Source organism: Sinomonas soli (genome assembly GCF_054782415.1).
This window is the reverse complement of the sequence record NZ_BAAGSN010000015.1, coordinates 43,922-63,768: the sequence shown is the minus strand read 5'-3', so window position 1 is coordinate 63,768 and position 19,847 is coordinate 43,922. Positions and strand designations below refer to the sequence as shown.

At 69.3% G+C, this 19,847-nt stretch carries 13 protein-coding genes and 1 pseudogene; 8 read left to right on the top strand and 6 right to left on the bottom strand.

The features are described 5' to 3' along the window. The first annotated feature begins 46 nt into the window (after nucleotides 1-46). Complete coding sequence (locus ACYVKZ_RS13695; RefSeq protein ID WP_460992802.1) at nucleotides 47-1,264, top strand: ParB/RepB/Spo0J family partition protein; 1,218 nt, start codon at nucleotides 47-49, stop codon at nucleotides 1,262-1,264. A 4,133-nt stretch (nucleotides 1,265-5,397) separates the two neighbouring features. On the opposite strand, the gene trxA is transcribed toward ACYVKZ_RS13695, so the two are convergent. The 5 genes from trxA to ACYVKZ_RS13670 all read right to left on the bottom strand — a co-directional run bounded on the left by trxA (nucleotide 5,398) and on the right by ACYVKZ_RS13670 (nucleotide 11,187). Beyond that, nucleotides 5,398-5,727, bottom strand: a complete 330-nt coding sequence (gene trxA / locus ACYVKZ_RS13690) for a thioredoxin (RefSeq protein ID WP_066501726.1) — start codon at nucleotides 5,725-5,727, stop codon at nucleotides 5,398-5,400. Nucleotides 5,728-5,755: 28 nt separating this feature from the next. Further along, complete coding sequence (gene trxB / locus ACYVKZ_RS13685) at nucleotides 5,756-6,730, bottom strand: thioredoxin-disulfide reductase (protein ID WP_460992801.1); 975 nt, start codon at nucleotides 6,728-6,730, stop codon at nucleotides 5,756-5,758. A 208-nt stretch (nucleotides 6,731-6,938) separates the two neighbouring features. Then, nucleotides 6,939-8,630: an ABC transporter substrate-binding protein gene (locus tag ACYVKZ_RS13680; RefSeq protein WP_460992800.1), complete on the bottom strand. Its 1,692-nt coding sequence runs from the start codon at nucleotides 8,628-8,630 to the stop codon at nucleotides 6,939-6,941. Nucleotides 8,631-8,707: 77 nt separating this feature from the next. After that, the gene (murJ, locus tag ACYVKZ_RS13675) at nucleotides 8,708-10,672 is read right to left on the bottom strand and encodes a murein biosynthesis integral membrane protein MurJ (protein WP_460992799.1); all 1,965 of its coding nucleotides are present in this window, start codon (nucleotides 10,670-10,672) and stop codon (nucleotides 8,708-8,710) included. Between the two features lie 8 nt (nucleotides 10,673-10,680). After that, a complete protein-coding gene (locus tag ACYVKZ_RS13670; protein WP_307007254.1) occupies nucleotides 10,681-11,187 on the bottom strand; it encodes an NUDIX hydrolase in 507 nt (168 codons plus the stop codon). Nucleotides 11,188-11,324: 137 nt separating this feature from the next. Here ACYVKZ_RS13670 and ACYVKZ_RS13665 point away from each other — a divergent pair, with 137 nt between their 5' ends. The 7 genes from ACYVKZ_RS13665 (at nucleotide 11,325) to ACYVKZ_RS13635 (ending at nucleotide 18,785) form a co-directional block, all read left to right on the top strand. Next, nucleotides 11,325-12,797: a CCA tRNA nucleotidyltransferase gene (locus tag ACYVKZ_RS13665; protein ID WP_460992798.1), complete on the top strand. Its 1,473-nt coding sequence runs from the start codon at nucleotides 11,325-11,327 to the stop codon at nucleotides 12,795-12,797. Nucleotides 12,798-12,805: 8 nt separating this feature from the next. After that, nucleotides 12,806-13,396 carry a histidine phosphatase family protein gene (locus ACYVKZ_RS13660; RefSeq protein WP_460993177.1) on the top strand — a complete coding sequence of 197 codons (591 nt, stop codon included), beginning with the start codon at nucleotides 12,806-12,808 and terminating at the stop codon, nucleotides 13,394-13,396. A 773-nt stretch (nucleotides 13,397-14,169) separates the two neighbouring features. Continuing rightward, nucleotides 14,170-14,292, top strand: a complete 123-nt coding sequence (locus tag ACYVKZ_RS13655) for a hypothetical protein (protein ID WP_460992796.1) — start codon at nucleotides 14,170-14,172, stop codon at nucleotides 14,290-14,292. Nucleotides 14,293-14,371: 79 nt separating this feature from the next. Beyond that, nucleotides 14,372-15,241: a trypsin-like serine protease gene (locus tag ACYVKZ_RS13650; RefSeq protein ID WP_460992795.1), complete on the top strand. Its 870-nt coding sequence runs from the start codon at nucleotides 14,372-14,374 to the stop codon at nucleotides 15,239-15,241. A 70-nt stretch (nucleotides 15,242-15,311) separates the two neighbouring features. Further along, the gene (locus ACYVKZ_RS13645) at nucleotides 15,312-16,772 is read left to right on the top strand and encodes a glycosyltransferase family 87 protein (protein ID WP_460992794.1); all 1,461 of its coding nucleotides are present in this window, start codon (nucleotides 15,312-15,314) and stop codon (nucleotides 16,770-16,772) included. Further along, the gene (locus ACYVKZ_RS13640; protein WP_460992793.1) at nucleotides 16,765-18,159 is read left to right on the top strand and encodes a sensor histidine kinase; all 1,395 of its coding nucleotides are present in this window, start codon (nucleotides 16,765-16,767) and stop codon (nucleotides 18,157-18,159) included. Before ACYVKZ_RS13645 ends, ACYVKZ_RS13640 begins: the two co-directional genes overlap by 8 nt. After that, nucleotides 18,156-18,785: a response regulator gene (locus tag ACYVKZ_RS13635; protein WP_460992792.1), complete on the top strand. Its 630-nt coding sequence runs from the start codon at nucleotides 18,156-18,158 to the stop codon at nucleotides 18,783-18,785. Before ACYVKZ_RS13640 ends, ACYVKZ_RS13635 begins: the two co-directional genes overlap by 4 nt. A gap of 57 nt (nucleotides 18,786-18,842) precedes the next feature. Here ACYVKZ_RS13635 and ACYVKZ_RS13630 read toward each other — a convergent pair. Further along, nucleotides 18,843-19,439 (bottom strand): annotated as a pseudogene (locus ACYVKZ_RS13630) (FUSC family protein); the annotation flags it as partial. Nucleotides 19,440-19,847 lie beyond the last annotated feature (408 nt).

The window sequence follows — 19,847 nt, the reverse complement described above, 5'->3', positions numbered from 1 at the left end:
TGAACAGCCAGTGCCCGGGCGATCGGGCTCAAGGGAGGAAACCGCTATGAGCGAGAAGCGCCGAGGACTCGGCCGGGGCCTGGGAGCCCTCATCCCGAGCACGGCCCCGGCTAGCGGCTCGGCGACGCCGTCGCGCCCCGTCGACCTGTTCTTCCCTGACACGGGGCGCCGGACCGCTCAGGGGTCGCAGGAGCAGGCAGAGGCTCCTGATGCCGAGACCATGGATGCCGCGCAGGCCTCGGCCGGTGAGCGTGACGGTCAGGGTGCTGCGAGGTCCTCCGCGTCGTCTGTGGATGCACCTGCCTCCAGGCCCTCCTCTGTCGACGCTGACGCCGAGCCGGGGGAGGACGGCCCTGCGGTCGACTCATCGGCCCTCGGGCAGCCTGAGCCACGCGCGGGCCGTTCCCGCGCAAAGCGCGCACCGGCGGAGGACGAGCTCGACCTCGTCGAGGTTCCAGGAGCACAGTTTGCCGAAGTCGGTGTGGACGACATCCATCCGAACCGGAAGCAGCCCCGTTCGGTCTTCGATGAGGAAGACATGGCGGAGCTCGTGCACTCGGTGCGCGAGATCGGGATCCTGCAGCCGATCGTGGTTCGGAAGTCAACCGAATCCGGTAGCGAAAGCTATGAACTCGTCATGGGCGAGCGACGCTGGCGTGCGGCGAAGGCCGCAGGACTGACCGCAATCCCGGCGATCGTCCGCGAGACGGGCGACGACGCCCTGCTCCGCGACGCGCTCCTCGAGAACCTCCACCGGAGCCAGCTGAACCCCCTTGAAGAGGCAGCTGCCTACCAGCAGCTCCTCCAGGACTTCGGAACCACCCACGAGGAGCTCGCGGACCGCCTCGGCCGCTCGCGACCCCAGGTCTCCAACACCATCCGGCTGCTTCGCCTTCCGCCGCTCGTCCAGCGCCGGGTGGCCGCGGGCGTGCTCAGCGCCGGCCATGCGAGGGCGCTCCTGTCCCTGCCTGACGATGCTGCAATGGAGCGGGTCGCGCAGAAGATCGTGGCCGAAGGCCTGTCGGTGCGCGCCACCGAGGAGGCGGTGGCCCTGTATCAGGAGCCTCAGGAGGCGCGGCGCGCATCGACGCGGAACAACGCCCGGCACGAGCGCCTCGACTTCCTGGCGTCCAATCTGGCGGATCGTCTCGATACCAACGTGAAGATCACCCTTGGTGCCCGGAAGGGCAAGGTCAGCATCGAGTTTGCCTCCGTGGAGGATCTCAACCGCATCATGACGCTGATCAGCCCCGAAGAGGAGTAGTCCTTCTGCTCGCTGATGTCCCACAAGGCCCGTTTCACGTGAAACGGGCCTTGTTTTTGGACTGGCGCGAGCTCGGTCCGTGCGCTTTCTGCCGGTGCGGAGACGTCGCTGTGTTGGGGGACGTATCGATCGCGTGTGGCCGGGTGTTATGCGGTTCTGTGGGCGGAACACATCACTCAAAGATCGATTCATCGCCCGTGCTGCACTCGCCTTAGCGGACCTAAAAGTCGATGGGGCGAATCTTGCGCTGCCACCGGTCGCCGGTAGAGCACGTTCTTGACGCGGTGCGACTACCGCTGACACCCTCGGACCACGGTTGCGGTGCCGACTGCTGTCGATAATGGGGAGCGCACCCCTCCGCACGCCGCGAGCATGAGTCGCTGAGAGGCTTGGCTGGTCGCTAGATCAGATCGCTCACGTTGCATCCCTATGGCCGCTCTCTTAGGCGTTCCGCACGGTGGTCCGCAATCATGCCGGCTGGCGACTGCGCGCGTGGCGGTTCGAGCTGTAGAGCGCCTGCATGGATTAAAGTGGTACCGGGCTGACGGGGCGGGTGAAAGCCATTTCATGTACCGGCTCGAATGTCTTTGCGTTCGACCAGCAGCAAGAGTGCCCTTCGCGGGGGACCGGTGCCAGGATTGCGGTAGGCGATTGCCGCGACGGTCGCACTATTTGGCTCGGCTCCTGATCCAAGATGGCGCCAGATCGCAGCACGAAGATGCACTGGGGTTGCGTTTTTGGGGGCGCTTGCGGGAGTCTAAGTGTCCTTCCAGAGCACCCAAATTGTCGCTGTGCCCTGAACGTGGCCGTTCTGTCGGGGGCAGCAATGGGCGTCTCCACCCCCCAACCTTCCGCTTCCCAGCCGCAAATTGATCCTATGTTTCACGTGAAACGGTTTCCGCCGCGCTGCCGGGTAGCGAAGGGTACGACCGTGCGGATGTTCCCCGGAGGGGCATCCGCTATGGGAGGCGGACAGCGATTCCACGGGTGGGCCGGGTCCCACTTTCCTTCACGGTAGCAAGCTGAGTCGCCGGCTCACGCGACCTCGTTGACATTGCGTATGGCCGTCAGCAGTGTAGCCACGGCCCGGTCCCGGCAATTTTGGGGCGGACCTCGCCCGGACAGTTTGAGCGAGTTCTAGGTACTCGCGGTGTTGCCAGGACGCTACGTAGGCCGGTAAACGATGGGCGCTTGCGTTTCACGTGAAACATCAGGGTCCCTGACCGCATTGCCAGGCGCATGGGCGGCCGCGGGCGCGACGGCTCAGGTCGCCGAAAAAACCCAATTGGTCTTTGTGCTCCGGGGCCCATCGCGCGGCTTAGGAGCTGTCGTGTGGAAGAGGCGGCCCTCTGCGAGAGCTCGCGCAAGACCGCCTACGTCAACAGCGCACTGGCGGCCAGCTGGCCCGCTCCAGGTCAGGGCCTTCTCAGGGATGTGACGAATTGGCGGCCAGTACCATGGCACGGAGGTGGCTAAACCAATTTGTAGCAGGGGTGGCTCGACACGGCCTGACTAGGCACATATGAGTGATCGCCGGCGCTCACAGACAGAGGTCGAGTACAACATGGGGTCTGACGATTCGGAACCTCTCCCACTTTTGCCTATTGCGCAGCGTCGGGCAGCGGTGGCGTTTTATATCGGGCGTATGTGCCGACTCGGGGCGCGCGACGCACGCTGCCGCTAGCTGCGAGGGGCGGGCCCGTTGCTGACGTGACCACAGATACTCCGTGCTGCTGCTGTGGATATCCCTGTGGTCACTGGAGAACTTGGCGGTGGGCTGCTGTGGATAAAGCTGTGGATACCAGCTGGGGATAGCGACGACGCGCTCCACTATCTGACCCTCGTAGGACGGTTCCTGCACATCGTCCTGCCCCCTCGATCGCATCGCCGCGGCAGCACCCCTGCACTGGGGCGCTCCGATCTGTTCCCGCCGTGGACCTGCGAACTTGTCGGGTGAGAGTGCTGCACCGAAAGTAGACCGGAAACGGCCGAATTCCGCGGGCGGCGGCCGCACGAATTGCTCTGCGGAGCGGATTATGCCGCCCGCAGGCCCGCTAGGAGTGGCGGGCATTGTGCGGGGGAAACGGGATCCGTCGCGGCGAAGTGGCTGTGTCAGGCCTCAAGTGCTGGTGGGGCCCGTGAGTTCGGACACGCGTCTGTGGATAGCGGCTGTGGATATCCCTGTGGAGAACCGGGATGCGGTTGAGTCCAAATGTGGATAACACGGTGGATGTGTCGTTCCCTGTGGGCGTCGAAGCGCCGCCCAGGGCACTGTCTAGACTGCTTGTTTCACGTGAAACCGTGCGGCAAGGGGGTGCCGCGTGTCAGTGCGGCCGGTTAGTCGCACTTCTCTGACCTGATGGCCAGCGGGCTGGAGACCATAGGCTCAGCAGTTTTAGCCGTTCGTATGATTGGTCGACGGAGCAGGCGGGAGGCGTCATGCCCCTCGCACCATGCGGGTAGAGAGGCGCCCTCGGCGGCGGGGGCATCATCTGCCGTGATTGACGCGGTGCCCGAAAGGGGCACAGGTACGTGGTGGGCGGGTGGATGGTCTGGCGGTGATGTAGACATATCGCTTCAGTCGTGCGAGGCAAAATGCTGAGAAGTGGCAGTCCACCCCTGAGTCAGACTGTCGTAGGGTCCGGCGAGCGACATGGAGGGAAGAGGCCGCCCGGTGATCCCTGCTCGGTTCTGGCCCGTTGTCTGGAACGACGACCGCATGGTCCCCCCAGAGGTGGAGGTGTCTCGAGCACTCTACGTTCCGTCCGATCTCGACGGGATATAGGCTCAGCGACAGTCGGTCGGGATCGGAGTGGACCGACCCGACGGCTCCTTTGTTCACACCGATGGAAGTGCGGGGATGCTACTGCCGGGCTGGAGGGAGGCTCGATGTGGTCTCTATCGGAAGGCGCGGTGTTCGGCTGACTCGCATGATTGCGTGGATCCGCACGATCGCGTGGACCCGTTCTCGCCAGTCGGTAGGGTTGCTTGGCGGTGTGTGTACGACAGGCTTTCTGGGTCGCAAACTTGTGGTGTCGTCCCTGGGTATCGGCCCAGGCGCGTTCCATGGGTCGATCGGCGTGCGTAGTGTCGGGATGCGCCGAGCATAGTGTCGGGAGACGCACGCCCGACCAGGCGCGGCGGGATAGACGGCCTGCTTTAATCGCGGCTGGCGGCCCGCCCGCGGGTGTACGGCTAGGTGCCGGCTCCTCAGGGGAGCGCTGACCACTGGTTCCCGCACAATGAATGCGCAGTCCTCCGCGACAAGCGTGGATGCCTCGATGTGTCAGCAACGTCTCTGAAGGGAAGACGATACCCTGGACGCCCGACGCCGTCAGCCGGAGATCCAGTGAACACGGCGCCCCGTTTCACGTGAAACAAGGCCGACCCCCGGAACGACGCGTCTCGTGGCGATCCCCAGCAACTCGCGTGTTTCAGGCACCTGGGTTACAGGAGGTCTGCCATCGATAGCGAACGACGTGCCCCCGTACGAAATCCGTGATCTCATCAGTCACTGGAGCGACCCAAAGCTGTCCTGAGCAACTGAAGTTTGCGGAGCCCCCGGCGGTGTCGCTCAATTGGTTTGCACGGCAGCCTTACCCATGGTGCTGGGTGAGCGTTTCTCCGCATAGGAAGCTGCGCCTGTCATAGCGCGACCTCCCCGTTTGTGCCGACTCTTCGGGAACGCGTTCGAAAATGTAGCGGTTGCCGAATGCAGGTTGTGGGCTGGAAGTCCGCGGCGTCCCGGTGGGACATCTTTGGTTGCCATCAGCGGAACGCCTCGTTTCACGTGAAACGGAATGACACCAATCTGACCGATGCGCAATAACATAGGCTTCCGCCGCATTGGCCGAACGGTTAGACGCTGTTTGCATAGCTTCGAACGGAGAATCGCTCCGGCAATGACGGAAAGGCCGCCTCGGTCCCGGCATCGCGCTATAAGTCTTTAGAGCCTCAGTCAGACCGTCCCTGGTGGTGCGGAGCTCGCTCGTTTCACGTGAACGACACGTGAAGAGGCCCCCTTGGAAAGTGCCTTTCGACCTAGCAGGCCGCTGCCCAAAGAACCGGACATAGAAAAAGAGGAGGACGCGCGTAGCGCGTCCTCCACTGGATCGAGCGGCTCTCGGAAGCACCTACTTCGCGAGGACCTCGTTCCACTCCTTCTCGAAGTACTGCTTGGGCCGTGCACCGATGACCGTTCCGGTCACCTTGCCCTTCTCGAAGAGGTAGACGGCGGGAATGGAAGTAATGCCGTACTCGGCAGCGATGTTCGGGTTGTTGTCGACATCGACCTTCACCACGTCAACCTTGTCGGCGTACTCGACGGAAATGTCGTCAAGGATGGGGCCGAGCTTGCGGCACGGCCCGCACCATTCGGCCCAGAAGTCCACGATGACAGGCTTTTCGGACATAAGAACCTTGTCGGTGAACTCAGCATCGGTGACGTTCTTGGCGTTGCTCATCTCTTCTGATCCGATCTCTAGGGGGTTCTCAGGACTGTGCGGCGAGGGAGCGAGCTTCGACGTCCGCGAGATAGTGCTCGACGTCCAGGGCGGCGACGCAACCCGAACCGGCTGCAGTGATTGCCTGCCGGTACGTGGGGTCCACGACGTCGCCGGCGGCAAAGACGCCCGGGATGCTCGTCTTGGAGGATCGGCCCTCGACGGCGATCGTCCCTTCCGGGGTGAGCGCGAGAACGTCCTTGACGAGGCTCGTGCGGGGATCGTTGCCGATAGCCACGAAGACGCCGGTCACGGCGATCTCGGACTCGCTTCCGTCGACGATGTTGCGGAGCTTGAGACCCGTCACCTTGTCGCCGCCGACCACGTCTGCGACCTCGGAGTTCCACACGAAGGTGATCTTCTCGTGGGCGAGCGCACGATCGGCCATGATCTTGGAGGCTCGCAGCGATTCGCGCCGGTGCACCACGGTGACCGAGCGAGCGAACTTGGTGAGGAAGAGCGCCTCCTCCATCGCCGAGTCGCCGCCGCCGATGACGGCGATGTCCTGGTCCTTGAAGAAGAAGCCATCGCAGGTCGCGCACCAGCTGACGCCGTGGCCCGACAGGCGCTTCTCATTCGGGAGGCCGAGTTCGCGGTACGCGGATCCGGTCGCGATGATCACCGTGCGTGCCCTGTAGCTCTCACCACCAGCGAGGGTCACCGTCTTGATGTCGCCCTCGAGCTCGAGCGACTCGACGTCCTCGAATTCGATCTGGGCACCGAACTTCGAGGCCTGCTGCTCGAACTTGTCCATGAGCTCGGGTCCCTGGATCCCCTCAGGGAAGCCCGGGAAGTTCTCCACCTCAGTGGTGTTCATGAGCTCGCCGCCGGCGGTTACGGAACCCGCAAAGATCAACGGATTCAGGTTGGCTCGCGCGGTATAGATGCCAGCGGTATACCCCGCGGGTCCAGAACCGACGACGATGACGTCGCGGATCTCTGCGCTCGTCTCTGCAGTGCTCACGGAGTGCGTACCTCTTCCTTGGCAATCAATGGTTGGCGTCAGCATCCACAACACGCCGATGAAGGCCGATATTCCGGGACGCTGTCTGGTCCAAGGGTACCCATGGGCCCGTGCTCAATCCCAAGCGCGGGTCATACGTGCTGGGACACGGCAGAGGGCCCCGGGGATCACCCCGGGGCCCTCGCGTTGCCGCCGTGCGGACTCGGCGCTACTCGACCTTGATCTCTGCGAGTCGGAGTCCGTACGGGTACTGCGTCTTGGGCGCGGAGAGCCGCGGGAGCGCGTTGATCTGGATGATCACGTACTGTGCGGTGGGAGTCCCGCTGACGGGCACCGACACCTGCGGTCCGGTGAAGGACGTGGTTCCCGCCAGGGTGGCACCGCTGAGGCTCGGCTGGCTGTTGGTGTAGATGCTCAGATTTCCGCCGGACCCCCCGGACTGGATGAGCGTGACCTGCTTGACCTGGGCGGGGTTCGCGAGCTTGACCGAGAGGGCGACGCTCTTGGTGAATCCGCCCCAGTCCTCGCGTGCGAACTCCATGTCGGACCAGTACGTGGCGGTGTTCCCGTCGAAGGTCAGCGGCAGCCTGCTGTCGAACGAGTTCGCGAAGGAGAGGTCCTCGGGGTTGAGCCGGGTGACCGAATCAATGGCGGGCGGCGCCGTGGGGGCCGTAGGCGCGGCCGACGCGGACGCCGTGGTCTCCTGGCTGGCCGTCGGCTGCTGGCTGGGCTGGCTCGTGCTGTTGGCCGTGCCTCCCTGCTGCGGCTGGAACAGTCCGCCGAGGGTGGTGAAGGCGAAGATGAGCGCGGCGATGAGCACCACGGCGAGTACCCCGCCGACGAGCCAGGGCATCGAACGCGGGCGCGTCGCCTCGTCGTCGTCCTCGTAGTCGGTGTCGCGAGGGGCGGATGACGACGGCCTGACCGCCGCCGGCAGGAAGGGCGCCGCGCCGGCCGACGGCTCATGGTGGCGCTGCTGCGGCTGCGGGGCGGGCTTCTGCTGAGGCGCAGGCGCCGTCGCGGTGCCAGCCGAGGCATCCCGGTTCCCGGGTGACCAAGGGGTGACCTTCGGGGACGCGGCCTCGGACGCGGGCTCGGCACCAGCACCCGCAGCAGCCGCACCCGCAGCAGCGGCTCCGGGAGCGGCCGCCGAACGGAAGGACTGCGTGGCGGCGTCAGCGGAGGACGACGGATCACCGGCCGAGCGAGGGGGCGCCTGCGGCGGCGGCGGGACGGATCCGGGAGCTGCGGCCGGCCCCTGCGCCGTGCGCGGAGGCTGCTGCGCAGGCCGGGCCTGCGGGGGAGGGAAACCGCCCTGTTCGTACTGCTGGTGCTGCCGCCGTGCTGCTGCAGCCGCGGCGGCGCCCGCAGCGGCACCAGCGGCGCCGCCAGCAGCTGCAGCGCCGGCAGCACCGCCGTGGGCGTCCTCGCCCTCGTGATGCTCCGGCTGCCCGTAGTCGTCGTAGCGGATGTACTGGTCGGGGCGTCCGGGGTCCACCATGCCGTCGTACGTCTCCGGCTCCCGCGACCGGGATTCGCCGAAGATCTCGCTGCCGAGGGTGTCCGTGAAGAACGGCTCGACGTAGGGCGTCTCCTGCGGGACGATCAGGTCGAGCAGGTCCGCCGGCGACGTGTGGTTCGTGATGAGGTATGTGGACCCGTGGCTGATCCCGAGGTCCAGCACCTGGACGGAACCGTGCCGCTCGCCCATGGCCACCTCGCGGGCGCTCTGGGCGAGCTGGTCGGCATTCGAGGGGCCAGCCACGAGAATGCTCACGGGCCGGTTCAGGACTTGGTCCACGCCGTCGAGGACGAGGTCGCTCTCGTGGGACGTCACGATCGAAGACGTGACTTTGTACCGCCCCCCGAGTACGGTGCCGACGTCGATGGACTGGGCCACGGATACCTCCTGGTCGCTGGCGCGGGCACGACCGGTGGCCGCGCTTGTGCTGCTAGTGATCCTAGCGGAAGGGGCTGTCAAGCCTCGGGGCGGTGGTGGTCGGAATCCTCCGGGAAGTGCGGATTCTCCCCGGGCGGGCCCTGGAAGGTGTGCCGGCCCGGGATCTTCTCGACCGGCGCGGTGGCCGGCCTGGCCCGGTACATGACGGGGTCGAACTGGCCCGAGATGCGCGGGATGATGCCGGTGTCGTCCGAGATCGTGCTCAGCGCCGCGGTGATGGGAGCCTCGGCGGGCTCCGGGCGGGAGCCGGCGGCAGCAGCGTCGTCGTGCGCGGGGGCGGACGACGGCGTGGCGCCTCCTCGGGCGAACCGGCCGCCGAGCCGGCCGAGGATCGGACCGAGAAGGTCCTGCACCTCGGTGACGCGGAAGAGCCGCAGCAGCACGAAGTAGACCACGAGCATGGGGACCGCGATGATCACGATCGCCGCGAGCGCCGCCCAGTTTGAGCTCCAGATGAAGCCGCTCGGGTTGTAGCCCCCGAGCAGTCCGACGGCGAGGGCCCCCACCACGGCCGAGCCCGTCGCCGCGTAGCCCATCCGGACGTAGGAGCGGGCCACCGTGGGCCCGTCGAGGTGGCCGAGCTGGCGGCGGAGGTAGTGGCTGCTGAGGACGACGGAGAGGATGTTCCCCACCATGTACAGCCCGGCGATCGAGAAGATGATGTACCGCGGCGGCAGGAACTGGATCGCGAAGGCGCCCACCACGTTGAGGATGGCGAGCCACAGCTGGATCTTGAACGGGGTCCGGGCGTCCTCCTTCGCGTAGAAGACGCGGGCCATCATGAAGTTCGCGCTCATGAACGGCGTGCTGAGCGCCAGGATGCTCAGGGTCTGGGCGAGCATGACGCCGTCGGACGCGCGGCCGCCGGAGAAGAACATGCCCAGCGGGGCGGCCAGGGCGAACAGGGCGAGGGCCGCGAAGACCGTCGCGACGGCCATGGTGCGCAGGCCGTGGGAGAGCGCCTCCCGGACGCCGGCGCGGTTGCCGGCCTGGGACGCCTCGGTCATCCGGTTGAAGAGCACCGTCGCGAGGGACAGCGCGATGATCGAGTGCGGCAGGAGGTACAGCTGCGAAGCGATCTCGAGGACGGTGTTGCCGGGGACCTGCTGCCACAGCGGGTTGCCCGCCTCCTGGAGCCGTTCGCGCTCGGCGCCCGGCTGCGAGGCGACCCTCATGACGTAGAGGAAGGTCAGCTGGCCCACGGCGGTGGTCGCGAGCGTCCAGGTCCCCAGCCTGGCCGCTGCCCCGAGGCCCACGCCCCGCCAGCCGAAGCGGGGCCTCAGGCCGAGCCTGAGCTTGAGGACAGGGATGAACAGCAGGGCCGTCTGGATCGCGACGCCGATCGTGGACACCGCTGCGATGAAGAAGGTGTGGGCGCCGGTCCAGTTGTCGAGGCTGTGGGGATTGCTCCGGTTGGCCCCGAAGATCCACACGAACATGCCCAGGCCACTGATCGCGACGATGTTGTTCACGATCGGCGCCCACATCGCGGGCCCGAAGGCCCCGTGCGCATTGAGCACCTGGGTCAGGAGGGCGTAGAGGCCGTAGAAGAAGATCTGCGGGAGACACCAGTAGGCGAACACGGTCGCGAGGGCCAGCTGCTGCGGGCTGTACCCCGAGGTTGTCAGCCGCATGACCCACGGAGCGGCCACGGTGACCGCGGCCGTGAGGACCAGCATGACGATCACGCCGAGCGTGAGGAGGCGGCTGATGTAGTCAGCTCCTCCGTCCGCCGCCTTGCTGGCCTTGATGATCTGCGGGACCAGGACGGAGTTGAACACGCCGCCGGCCACGAGCAGGAAGATCAGGTTCGGCAGGTTGTTCGCGTTGACGAACGTGTCCGCCACCGTCGAGCCCAGGCCGAGAGCGAGGATGAGCATCCACGAGCGGATGAAGCCGAGCGCCCTCGAGACCAGGGTGCCGGCGGCCATGATCGCGCTCGAGCGGGCCTCGGAGGCGGGTGCGGACTTGGGTGACGCCACAGCCTGCCTCACGAGAGGAGGTGCTCGGGAAGCACCTCGCGGGCCAGGTCCGCGATGCGGCGCTCATTCGGGAAGGACAGGCGCCGGGTGAGCTCCGAGATGGGGATCCACGCGACGTCGACCGCCTCGTGGTCGGGATCGTTCTCGATGGTCAGGCTCCCGCCGACGGCCCGCAGGAGATAGTGGTGCACCGTCTTGTGGACACGGTGGCCCGTCACGGTGAACCAGTAGTCGATGCTGCCCAGCGGGGCAAGGATCTCGCCGGAGATGCCCGTCTCCTCGCTGATCTCGCGGATCGCCGCCCGCTCGTTCGACTCGCGGCCCTCGGGGTGGCCCTTGGGCAGGCACCACTCGAGGCGGCCGCCGCGGTTGAGCCGGGCGATGATCGCCACCGGCAGGTTGGGGTCCGCCGTGTCGACGACGACACCTCCGGCCGAGACTTCCTCGACCGTGGGGAGCGACGACGGATAGGCGTGCCCGGCCGGGGCGATGTGCGGTCCGACGGCCGACGGCAGGGGCGCACTCCTCCTCTTCTGAGGATCGCTCGGCAACGGGATGACCATGCAGTCCACTCTAACCAACGAGCCCCGGCCCGCAGGGCACTGGGGGCGCGGAACGCGCACGCGCCGGGATCTGCCAAGCTTTAAGGACTATGGCAGCAGATGACACGGCAGTGCAGGGGCCCCAGTTCGAGGTGGACCCGGTGGTCCTGGAGCTCGGGCGGAGGTTCGCCGGGGCGGGGTTCGAACTCTCCCTCGTGGGCGGCCCCGTCCGCGACCTCTTCCTGGGCCGCACCTCCCCGGACCTGGACTTCACGACCGATGCGACGCCGGACGAGACGCTCGCCGTGGTGAAGGGGTGGGCGGACGCCCACTGGGACATCGGCCGCGAGTTCGGCACGATCGGGCTGCGCAAGGGCAGGCACCAGATCGAGGTCACGACCTATCGGGCCGAGGCTTACGACTCCGCCTCGCGCAAGCCCGAGGTGGCCTTCGGGACGAGCCTCGAGGCGGACCTCGGCCGGCGCGACTTCAGCATGAATGCCATGGCCCTGCGCCTGCCCTCGCTGACCCTGGTCGACCCGTTCGGCGGCCTGGCGGACCTGCGCGCCGGGATCCTCAGGACGCCGGGCGCGCCCGAGCTGTCCTTCTCGGACGACCCGCTCCGCATGATGCGCGCCGCCCGCTTCGCCTCCCAGCTGCACGTCGGGGTGGCCCCCGAGGTGCGGGCGGCGATGGCGGACATGGCGGAGCGGGTCGCCATCGTCTCGGCCGAGCGGGTCCGCGACGAGCTCGTGAAGCTCGTCAACGGCGCGGAGCCCCGGACCGGGATCGACCTGCTCGTGGAGACGGGGCTCGCCGAGCACGTGATCCCGGAGGTCCCGGCGCTCCGCCTCGAGGTGGACGAGCACCACCGCCACAAGGACGTGTACCACCACTCGCTCAAGGTCCTCGAGCAGGCCGCCGGCCTCGAGACCGGCCCGGACGGCCCCGTGCCCGGCCCGGACTTCGTGCTGCGGTTCGCGGCGCTGATGCACGACGTCGGCAAGCCGGCCACGCGGCGCTTCGAGCCCGGCGGCGGGGTCACCTTCCGCCACCACGACGTCGTCGGGTCGAAGCTCGTGAAGAAGCGCATGAAGGCCCTGCGCTTCGACAATGACACGATCAAGGCCGTGGCGCGGCTCGTCGAACTCCACATGCGCTTCTATGGGTACGGAGAGGCCGGGTGGAGCGACTCGGCCGTGCGCCGCTACGTGACCGACGCCGGCCCCCTCCTCGAACGGCTTCACCGGCTCACCCGCTCCGACGTCACGACCCGCAACCAGCGCAAGGCGGACCGCCTCGCCTTCGCCTACGACGACCTCGAGCGGCGCATCGCGGAGCTGGCCGAGCAGGAGGAGCTCGCCTCGATCCGCCCCGACCTCGACGGGCAGCAGATCATGGCCATCCTGGGCGTCCGTCCCGGCCCGCTGGTGGGCCGCGCGTACAGGTACCTGCTCGAGGAGCGCATGGAGCACGGCCCCGCGTCCGAGGACGAGGCGCGCGGACGCCTGCTCGAGTGGTGGGCGGAGCAGCCGGAGTCGGCATCAGCGGCAGCAGAGAACGTCGAGAGCAGGGAGCACTAGTGGACGGGATGGGCCTTCCGGGCATGGAGGACTTCGGTCTCACGCGGCTGTGGCTCCTGCGCCACGGCGAGACCGAATGGTCCAGGAGCGGGCAGTACACCGGACTGACCGACCTGCCGCTGACGCCGATCGGCGAGGACCAGGCCCGCGCAGCCCGCCGGGCGCTCGACGGCATCCGCTTCGGCCTCGTGCTGACGTCGCCGCTCGTGCGGGCGCGCCGCACGGCAGAACTCGCAGGCTTCCCCGACGCGCAGCCGGAGTCCAACGCCGTCGAATGGGACTACGGCGACTACGAGGGCGTCCGGTCGGCCGACGTCCGCGCCGAGAACCCGGACTACCTCATCTGGAAGGACGGCGTGCCCCACGGCGAGACGCTCGAGCACGTCGGAGAGCGCGCCGACAGGATCGTCGAGCGCGTGCGGACCGCCGGCGTCGAGAACGCCCTCGTGGTGGCCCACGGCCACTTCTGCCGGATCCTCGCCGCCCGGTGGCTCGGACTGCCCGCTTCCGCGGGGCGTCACTTTGTGCTCGGCACCGCGAAGGCCTGCCGCCTGGGCTGGGACAAGAGGACCCCGGCCATCGAGGCCTGGGGCCTCTGAAGCCTGCCGCGCGCCGGCAGCTGGGAATTCTTTCAAAGAACCCTGATTTTCCGCTTGCGGTTTATCGCCGCGACCGGGTACTTTAATTCTGCGCGGCCTTTTGCGCCGTTCCCGAAGCAGTTGCCCAAGGACCTACTGGAGAAGAAGGAGGCTGGACCGATGACGATTACCAAGGTTCTCAACCGTGGTTGGACTGCGTTTGCGACGGGCGGTCGCCGCGGCCTCCTGCCGGTCTTTGGCGCCCTCGGCGCCTGATCCACCGGCCAGCGGTCCTCTACGCCCCCCGCGCCTGTGAGCGCCACCTGACAGGTGGCCCGTCCGGGCTGGGTGTGCCGGAGGCCTGCCGCGGAGTGATCAGCACCCCCGACGAGCCCGAACGGCCGTCCGGACCAACCGCCACGCTTCCCTTCCCCCGCCGTCCCTGACGCCCCCCGTGGGCCCCGTGGCGGCGGCACGTCCTGCGGACCCTTGATATTCCGCGGGCCATTCCGGTACCGCCCCTTTCCCTGCATTTGCCGCGGGTGAAATTGGGCTGCGGAATTCGATGCGTTATTCCCCCTCGGCGATAATGCATGCTTTTTCATCGCCCGCCGCGATGGACCGCCCGTGCCGCGCCCTCCTGCGCTGCCCCCTGCCCTGGAGCTCCCATACCCTCGCGCACCCCGCCCCTGACCGACGCCGAACCGCAGCCCGCCGAGCGCACGGCGGCCAGCACGCCGTCGTCCGCGCCCGTGTCCCTGCCGCCCCACATCCCCCACGAGGAGGTGACACCTGTGGCCCACCGCATCCGCCGCGCCCTGAGCGCCCTCACCCTGGCCCGGATCGACGCGGAGCGCATCGACGCGCACCGCGACGCCGTCCAGCGCGAGCTCGTCCTCTCCCGGCCGATCCTCTGACGGCACCCTTCCCAGGCCAGCGGCCATCCTGAAGAATCCCTTTCACGTGCGCTGCACCCGCGCACGTGAAAGGGGAACCATGCACAGGAAACTTGCCGCCCTCGTGGCGGCTCTGACCACGGCCTTCAGTGTGGCCTTCATCGCGGCGCCCGCCCAGGCGAGCACCGGCGGCACCGCCGACGGCGACACCCACCCGGGCGTCGTGATGATCGCCTTCTACGACGGCACCGGCCGGTACCGCTGCTCGGCGGCGCTCGTCTCGCCGACCGTGCTGCTGACCGCCGCGCACTGCACGTCCGGCACCGTCGGCAGGGTCTACGTGGACTTCCGCTCGGTGATCGCCGAGCAGCCGGCGGCCGGAGTCCTGCCGGCCGCCGCGGATCCGAGCGTCGGGTACACGGCCGCGGACCTTGCGGGGAAGGTCTCGGGCACCGCCCACACGCATCCCGGCTACTCGGACTTCACCGACCTGAAGAACTGGAACGACGTGGGCGTCGTGGTGCTGGATGCTCCGGCGCCGGCGGGCGTGCCGACCTATCCGGTCGCCGCGGCCGGCACGCTCGACGCGATCCGGCCCGGCGACGTGCCCAAGACCCTCGTCACCGCGGTGGGCTACGGCACCGAAGTGCGCAAGCCTGACTCGGGGCCGCAGAAGCCGACCCCCATGAGCTACCCGTTCCTGCGCCGGTATGTCGACATGCCGCTGCAGAAGGTCGGGCCGCAGGTGTTCCAGGCCAACGGCAACCCCAACGACACCAAGGGCACCGGCGGCACGTGCTTCGGCGACTCCGGCGGCCCGGTGCTCTACCAGGGCGCGATCGTGGGCGTCACGAGCTACGGCCTCACGGCCAACTGCCGGTACATCGACGGGTACCAGCGCGTCGACATCCCGGCGGCCCAGGCCTGGCTCGCCGGATTCGGCGTGACGGGCGTGACCGCGGCCGCCTGATCCCGCGCACCCCGACGGCCCGCCCCGATGCCCGGGGCGGGCCGTCCTGCCAGCCGGTAGGCTCGACGCCATGGTGGTGCGCCCCGACGAGAAGCCCGAAGCACGGCAGGCGGTCATCTCGCCGACCCGCAACGACCCCCTGCTCCACACGCTCTCCGAGGCCGTGGGCGGACCCCTCGGCGAGCATGCAGCGCCCGGGATCATCCGCAGCGGGTTCTGGACCCCCGAGCGGGTCCTCGTGATCCTGACCGTGGTCGCGGCGATGCTCGGCGTCCTCCTGAAGGGCTATTGCCGGGTCAACGGCTGGACCAGCCCGCAGCACTTCTACGCCACGTGCTACTCCGACTTCCCGGTGCTGTTCAAGGAGCGCGGGCTCGCCGACGGTGTCCTGCCCTTCCTCAACGCCAACACCCCGTTCGAGTACCCGGTGCTCACGAGCCTCATCGCCGGCCTCACCGCCCTCCTCGTCCCGGGAACCGGGAACACCGCGGCGCGGGCCCTCGGCTACTTCGACATCAACGCCGTGCTCGTGGCCGTGATGTGGATCGTCGCCGTCGTCGCGACTGCCCGCTCGAACACCCGGCGCCCCTGGGACGCCGCCATGCTCGCCGTTGCCCCGGGGGCGGTCCTCGCCGGGTTCATCAACTGGGACATGTGGCCCGTGGCGCTGCTGGCCCTCGGCACCTACGCGTTCACCCGCCGCCAGCCGCTCTGGGCCGGGGTGTTCATCGGCCTCGGCACGGCCACGAAGCTCTACCCCGTCCTCGCCATCGGCGCCATCCTCATCCTGGCCGTCCGCACCGGCCGGTACCGGCCGCTGTGGCTCGCGCTCGGCGGGGCCGCGGCCACGTGGCTCGCGGCCAACCTGCCGTTCATGATCCTGGACCCTCGCGGCTGGCAGTACTTCTTCGACTTCACGCGGGACCGGCAGGCCGGATTCTCCTCGGCGTACTACGCCTGGAACCTCGTTGCCGGCCGCCTGCGCTGGGCCGCACTCGACGCGCCGGCCGTCACCGCGATCGCGGCCGTCTCCTTCGTGCTCGCGTGCCTGCTCATCGCCTTCGCGGCGCTCCACGCCCCGCGCCGCCCCCGCCTCGCCCAGGTCATGTTCCTGCTGGTCGCCGCCTTCATCCTCACCAACAAGGTCTACTCTCCGCAGTACGTCCTGTGGCTCATTCCCCTGCTCGCGCTCGCGCGGCCACGCTGGCGCGACTTCCTGATCTGGATGGCCGTCGAGGCCCTCCACTGGTGGGCCGTGTGGATGTACCTCGGCGCGATCACGGGCGGCGGCCCGGCCACCAACAACATCGACTCGCCCTACTACGTCGGAGCCGTCCTGGCCCACATGGGCGCGGTCGCCTATCTCTGCGTGCGGGTGCTCATGGACATCTACGATCCGGGCGGCGACCCCGTCCGCCGCAGCCGCCAGGACGACCCACAGGGGGGAGAGTTCGACCGCGCACCTGATGCCCTCACCGTGCGCTCGCTCGCGCGCCGGGTGGCCGCGCGGAGGCAGGCCGTCGATGCCTGAGGCGGCCGCGCCGAGTGCCCCGGCGCCGGCCCTCCGGACGCCGCCGGCCCCTGCGCCCGGGGCCCCTGCGCCCGCGGCCCGGACCGAGCGGGTGCTGCGCTGGCTCCGCGTGGCGCTGCACGTAGGCTTCGCCGCGCTCCTGCTGGTGGGGACCGTGCGCTCGCTCCTGCCCCTCACCGCGGCCGAGGCGGGCGCCCCCGCGAAGGCGCCGGCCGGCGTCGTCCTTCCCCTCGCCGTGCTGCTCGCGCTCGTCTACCTCGCCGGGACCGTGCTCGAGAAGCGGCACTTCCAGGGGGCCGCACCCGACCCGGCCCGGTACTCCGTGCCGTGGCTCGGGGTGGTGTGCGGGCTGTGGCTCGTGCTCGTGGCGGTCAGCGGGGAGTTCGCGTGGGTCGCGTTCGCCCTCTTCTTCCTCCAGCTGCACCTGCTGCCGCGGTGGTGGGGCGTGGGGGGCGTCGCCGCCACGGCCACCCTCGTGGTCCTGGGCCTGGGGTGGCACGCCGGCGGCCTGTCCGCGGCGATGGTCCTCGGCCCGCTCTTCGGGGCGGCGTTCGCCGTGGTCACGGCGTTCGCCTACCGCGCCCTGTATGCGGAGGCGGAGGCCCAGCGCGCCGCCGCCGACGAGCTGCGCCGCACCCGTGCCCAGCTCGCCGAGAGCCAGCACCGCGCGGGCGTCCTTGCCGAGCGCGAGCGGCTCGCCCGGGAGATCCATGACACCCTCGCGCAGGGGTTCTCCTCGGTGGTGCTCATGGGGCGCTCGGCTGCCGCCGCGCTGGACGACGGCGACTCCGCCGCCGCGCGCGAGAGGCTCGGCATCGTGCAGGCCACGGCCGCCGAGTCCCTCGCCGAGGCGCGCGCCTTCGTGCGCGGGCTCGGCTCGCCGGCGCTCGGCCCCGAGCGGGTGGAGGGGGGCGGCGCAGAGCCTGCGGGAGGGGAGGTGCTGTCCGCCCCCCCGCTCGCCGACGCGCTCCGCAGGCTGTGCGAGAAGACGGCTGCCGAGGCCGCGGCCCGCGGTGCCGGGTTCACGTGCCGGTTCGAGGCCGACGGCGAGCCGCGCCCGCTCGGCACCGGCGCGGAGGAGGTCCTCCTGCGCGCAGCCCAGGCGAGCCTCGCGAACGTCTGGGCGCACGCGCGGGCGAGTGCCGCCGTCGTGAGCCTTGCCTACCTCGACGGGGAGGTCACGGTCGACGTCTTCGACGACGGGGTGGGGTTCGACCCCGCCGCGCTGCCCCACGGGCCGCGGCCGGACGGGACCGGGTACGGGCTGCGCGGCCTTCGGCACCGGGTCGAGGAGGCCGGCGGGGCGCTCGCCCTCGAGTCCGCGCCCGGCGAGGGCACCGTGGTGGCCGTCCGGCTGCCCGAGGGCGCGCACGCGGGGGAGCCGTGATCCGCGTCCTGCTCGTCGACGACCATCCGGTGGTCCGCGGAGGACTCCGTGCGATGCTCGCCGGCTTCGAGGGGGTGGAGGTCGCGGCCGAGGCCTCCGACGGCGCCGCGGCGCTCACCGAGCTCACCCGGGCCCGGGCGCTCGGGGAGACGGTCGACGTGGTGCTCATGGACCTGCAGATGGCCGGCATGGACGGGGTCACGGCCACGGCCCGGCTCCGCGAGCTCGTGGATCCGCCGCTCGTGCTCGTCCTCACGACCTATGACACCGACGCGGACATCCGGGCCGCCCTCGATGCCGGCGCCTCCGGCTACATGCTCAAGGACGCCCCGCCGGAACAGATCCGCCGGGCCATGCTCGACGCCGCCGCCGGAGCGCGGGTGCTGGCTCCCGGCCTCGAGGCGCGGATTGAGCGCAGCCGGCTAGAGGGCGCGCTCTCGGACCGTGAGCTCGAGCTGCTCGCCCTGCTGGCGGGCGGCGCGAGCAACCGGCAGCTTGCGAAGTCGCTCTTCATCTCCGAGGCCACGGTGAAGACGCACCTCGTGCACATCTACGCGAAGCTCGGCGTGGAGAGCCGGACGGCGGCGATCGCCGAGGCCCGGCGTCGCCGCATCATTCGGGCGTAGGCGCTCGGCCCGGCGCTGCTCGACGGTCGTGGCCAGGATGACCCCGAAGGCGACCGCCGCCCCGATGAGGGTCTCCACGGCACGGTCACGGGTGAGGACCTCCCCGGGCACCGCGCTGACGAACTGCCCCATCAGCAGCGCGACCGGCGTCATGAACACGAGGGCGACGCTGTAGTGCCGCACCACGTAGACCTCTCCGACGAACTGGAGGGCCGCGAGGCCCACGGCGAGCTGGAGCGGGGACCAGTGCACCGAGAGCAGCGCCCCCGTGAGGACGACGCCGCCGAGGGTCCCCACCGCGCGGTGGACGGCGCGGACGAGCGCGCTGCTGGCATCCGCCGCGGCGATCGGCGCGCAGGCCGCCACCATCGCCCAATAGCTGTGGCCGAGCTCCGCCGACGTGGCGATGAGTCCGGAGAGGCCGGTCGCCGCGAGGTAGCGGCCGGCGTGGCGCACCGTGCGGCGCAGGCCAGGGCGGGGCGGCTCCACGAGGCCGCGCTCGGGCGTGCGGCGGCGGGCCCAGGCGCGCCCGGCGACCCCGAGGACGAGGACCACGGCGACGCTGGCGGCGGCGGCCCCGGCCTCCCAGGGCGCGCGGGAGAAGGGCACGGCCGCGCTGCCCGTGAAGGCGAACAGGGGGAAGAACGGGCCCATCGGGCGCAGGCGCAGCACGTCGGAGACGACCGAGAGGACGCCGGCGAGGACCACCGTGAGGAACGCGACGAGCCACACCCCCGCCCCGGCTCGGTTGGCCGCGACGCCCAGGAGCACGCACAGGGTCATCATCGCCCCCGCCTCGGCCTGGTGCCTGAGCCGCAGCCAGTGGGGCTCCACCCGCCCGTAGACCCCCGTCAGTGCGCCGAACATGGCGTAGACCGTGAGGTCGAGCCGGCCCGCGAGCACGAGGGCCACGAGCGGTACCGCGATGCCGAGGGCGACGCGCAGGGCCGGGAGGCGGTGGCCGTCTCCCGGGGGCATGCGGAAGAACTGGCGGGCGTGCTCCTTCACCGGGCGGCTTCCTCTTCTCAGTCGTGGGATGGACATCCGCATAAGAACATTCGT

What these genes read in the sequence shown, in the direction of transcription:
- ACYVKZ_RS13695 (WP_460992802.1), top strand. Translation starts at nt 47, where the DNA reads ATGAGCGAGAAGCGCCGAGGACTCGGCCGGGGCCTGGGAGCCCTCATC.
- ACYVKZ_RS13665 (WP_460992798.1), top strand. Translation starts at nt 11,325, where the DNA reads ATGGCAGCAGATGACACGGCAGTGCAGGGGCCCCAGTTCGAGGTGGAC.
- ACYVKZ_RS13640 (WP_460992793.1), top strand. Translation starts at nt 16,765, where the DNA reads ATGCCTGAGGCGGCCGCGCCGAGTGCCCCGGCGCCGGCCCTCCGGACG.
- trxA (WP_066501726.1), bottom strand. Translation starts at nt 5,727, where the DNA reads ATGAGCAACGCCAAGAACGTCACCGATGCTGAGTTCACCGACAAGGTT.
- ACYVKZ_RS13650 (WP_460992795.1), top strand. Translation starts at nt 14,372, where the DNA reads ATGCACAGGAAACTTGCCGCCCTCGTGGCGGCTCTGACCACGGCCTTC.
- ACYVKZ_RS13645 (WP_460992794.1), top strand. Translation starts at nt 15,312, where the DNA reads ATGGTGGTGCGCCCCGACGAGAAGCCCGAAGCACGGCAGGCGGTCATC.
- ACYVKZ_RS13660 (WP_460993177.1), top strand. Translation starts at nt 12,806, where the DNA reads ATGGGCCTTCCGGGCATGGAGGACTTCGGTCTCACGCGGCTGTGGCTC.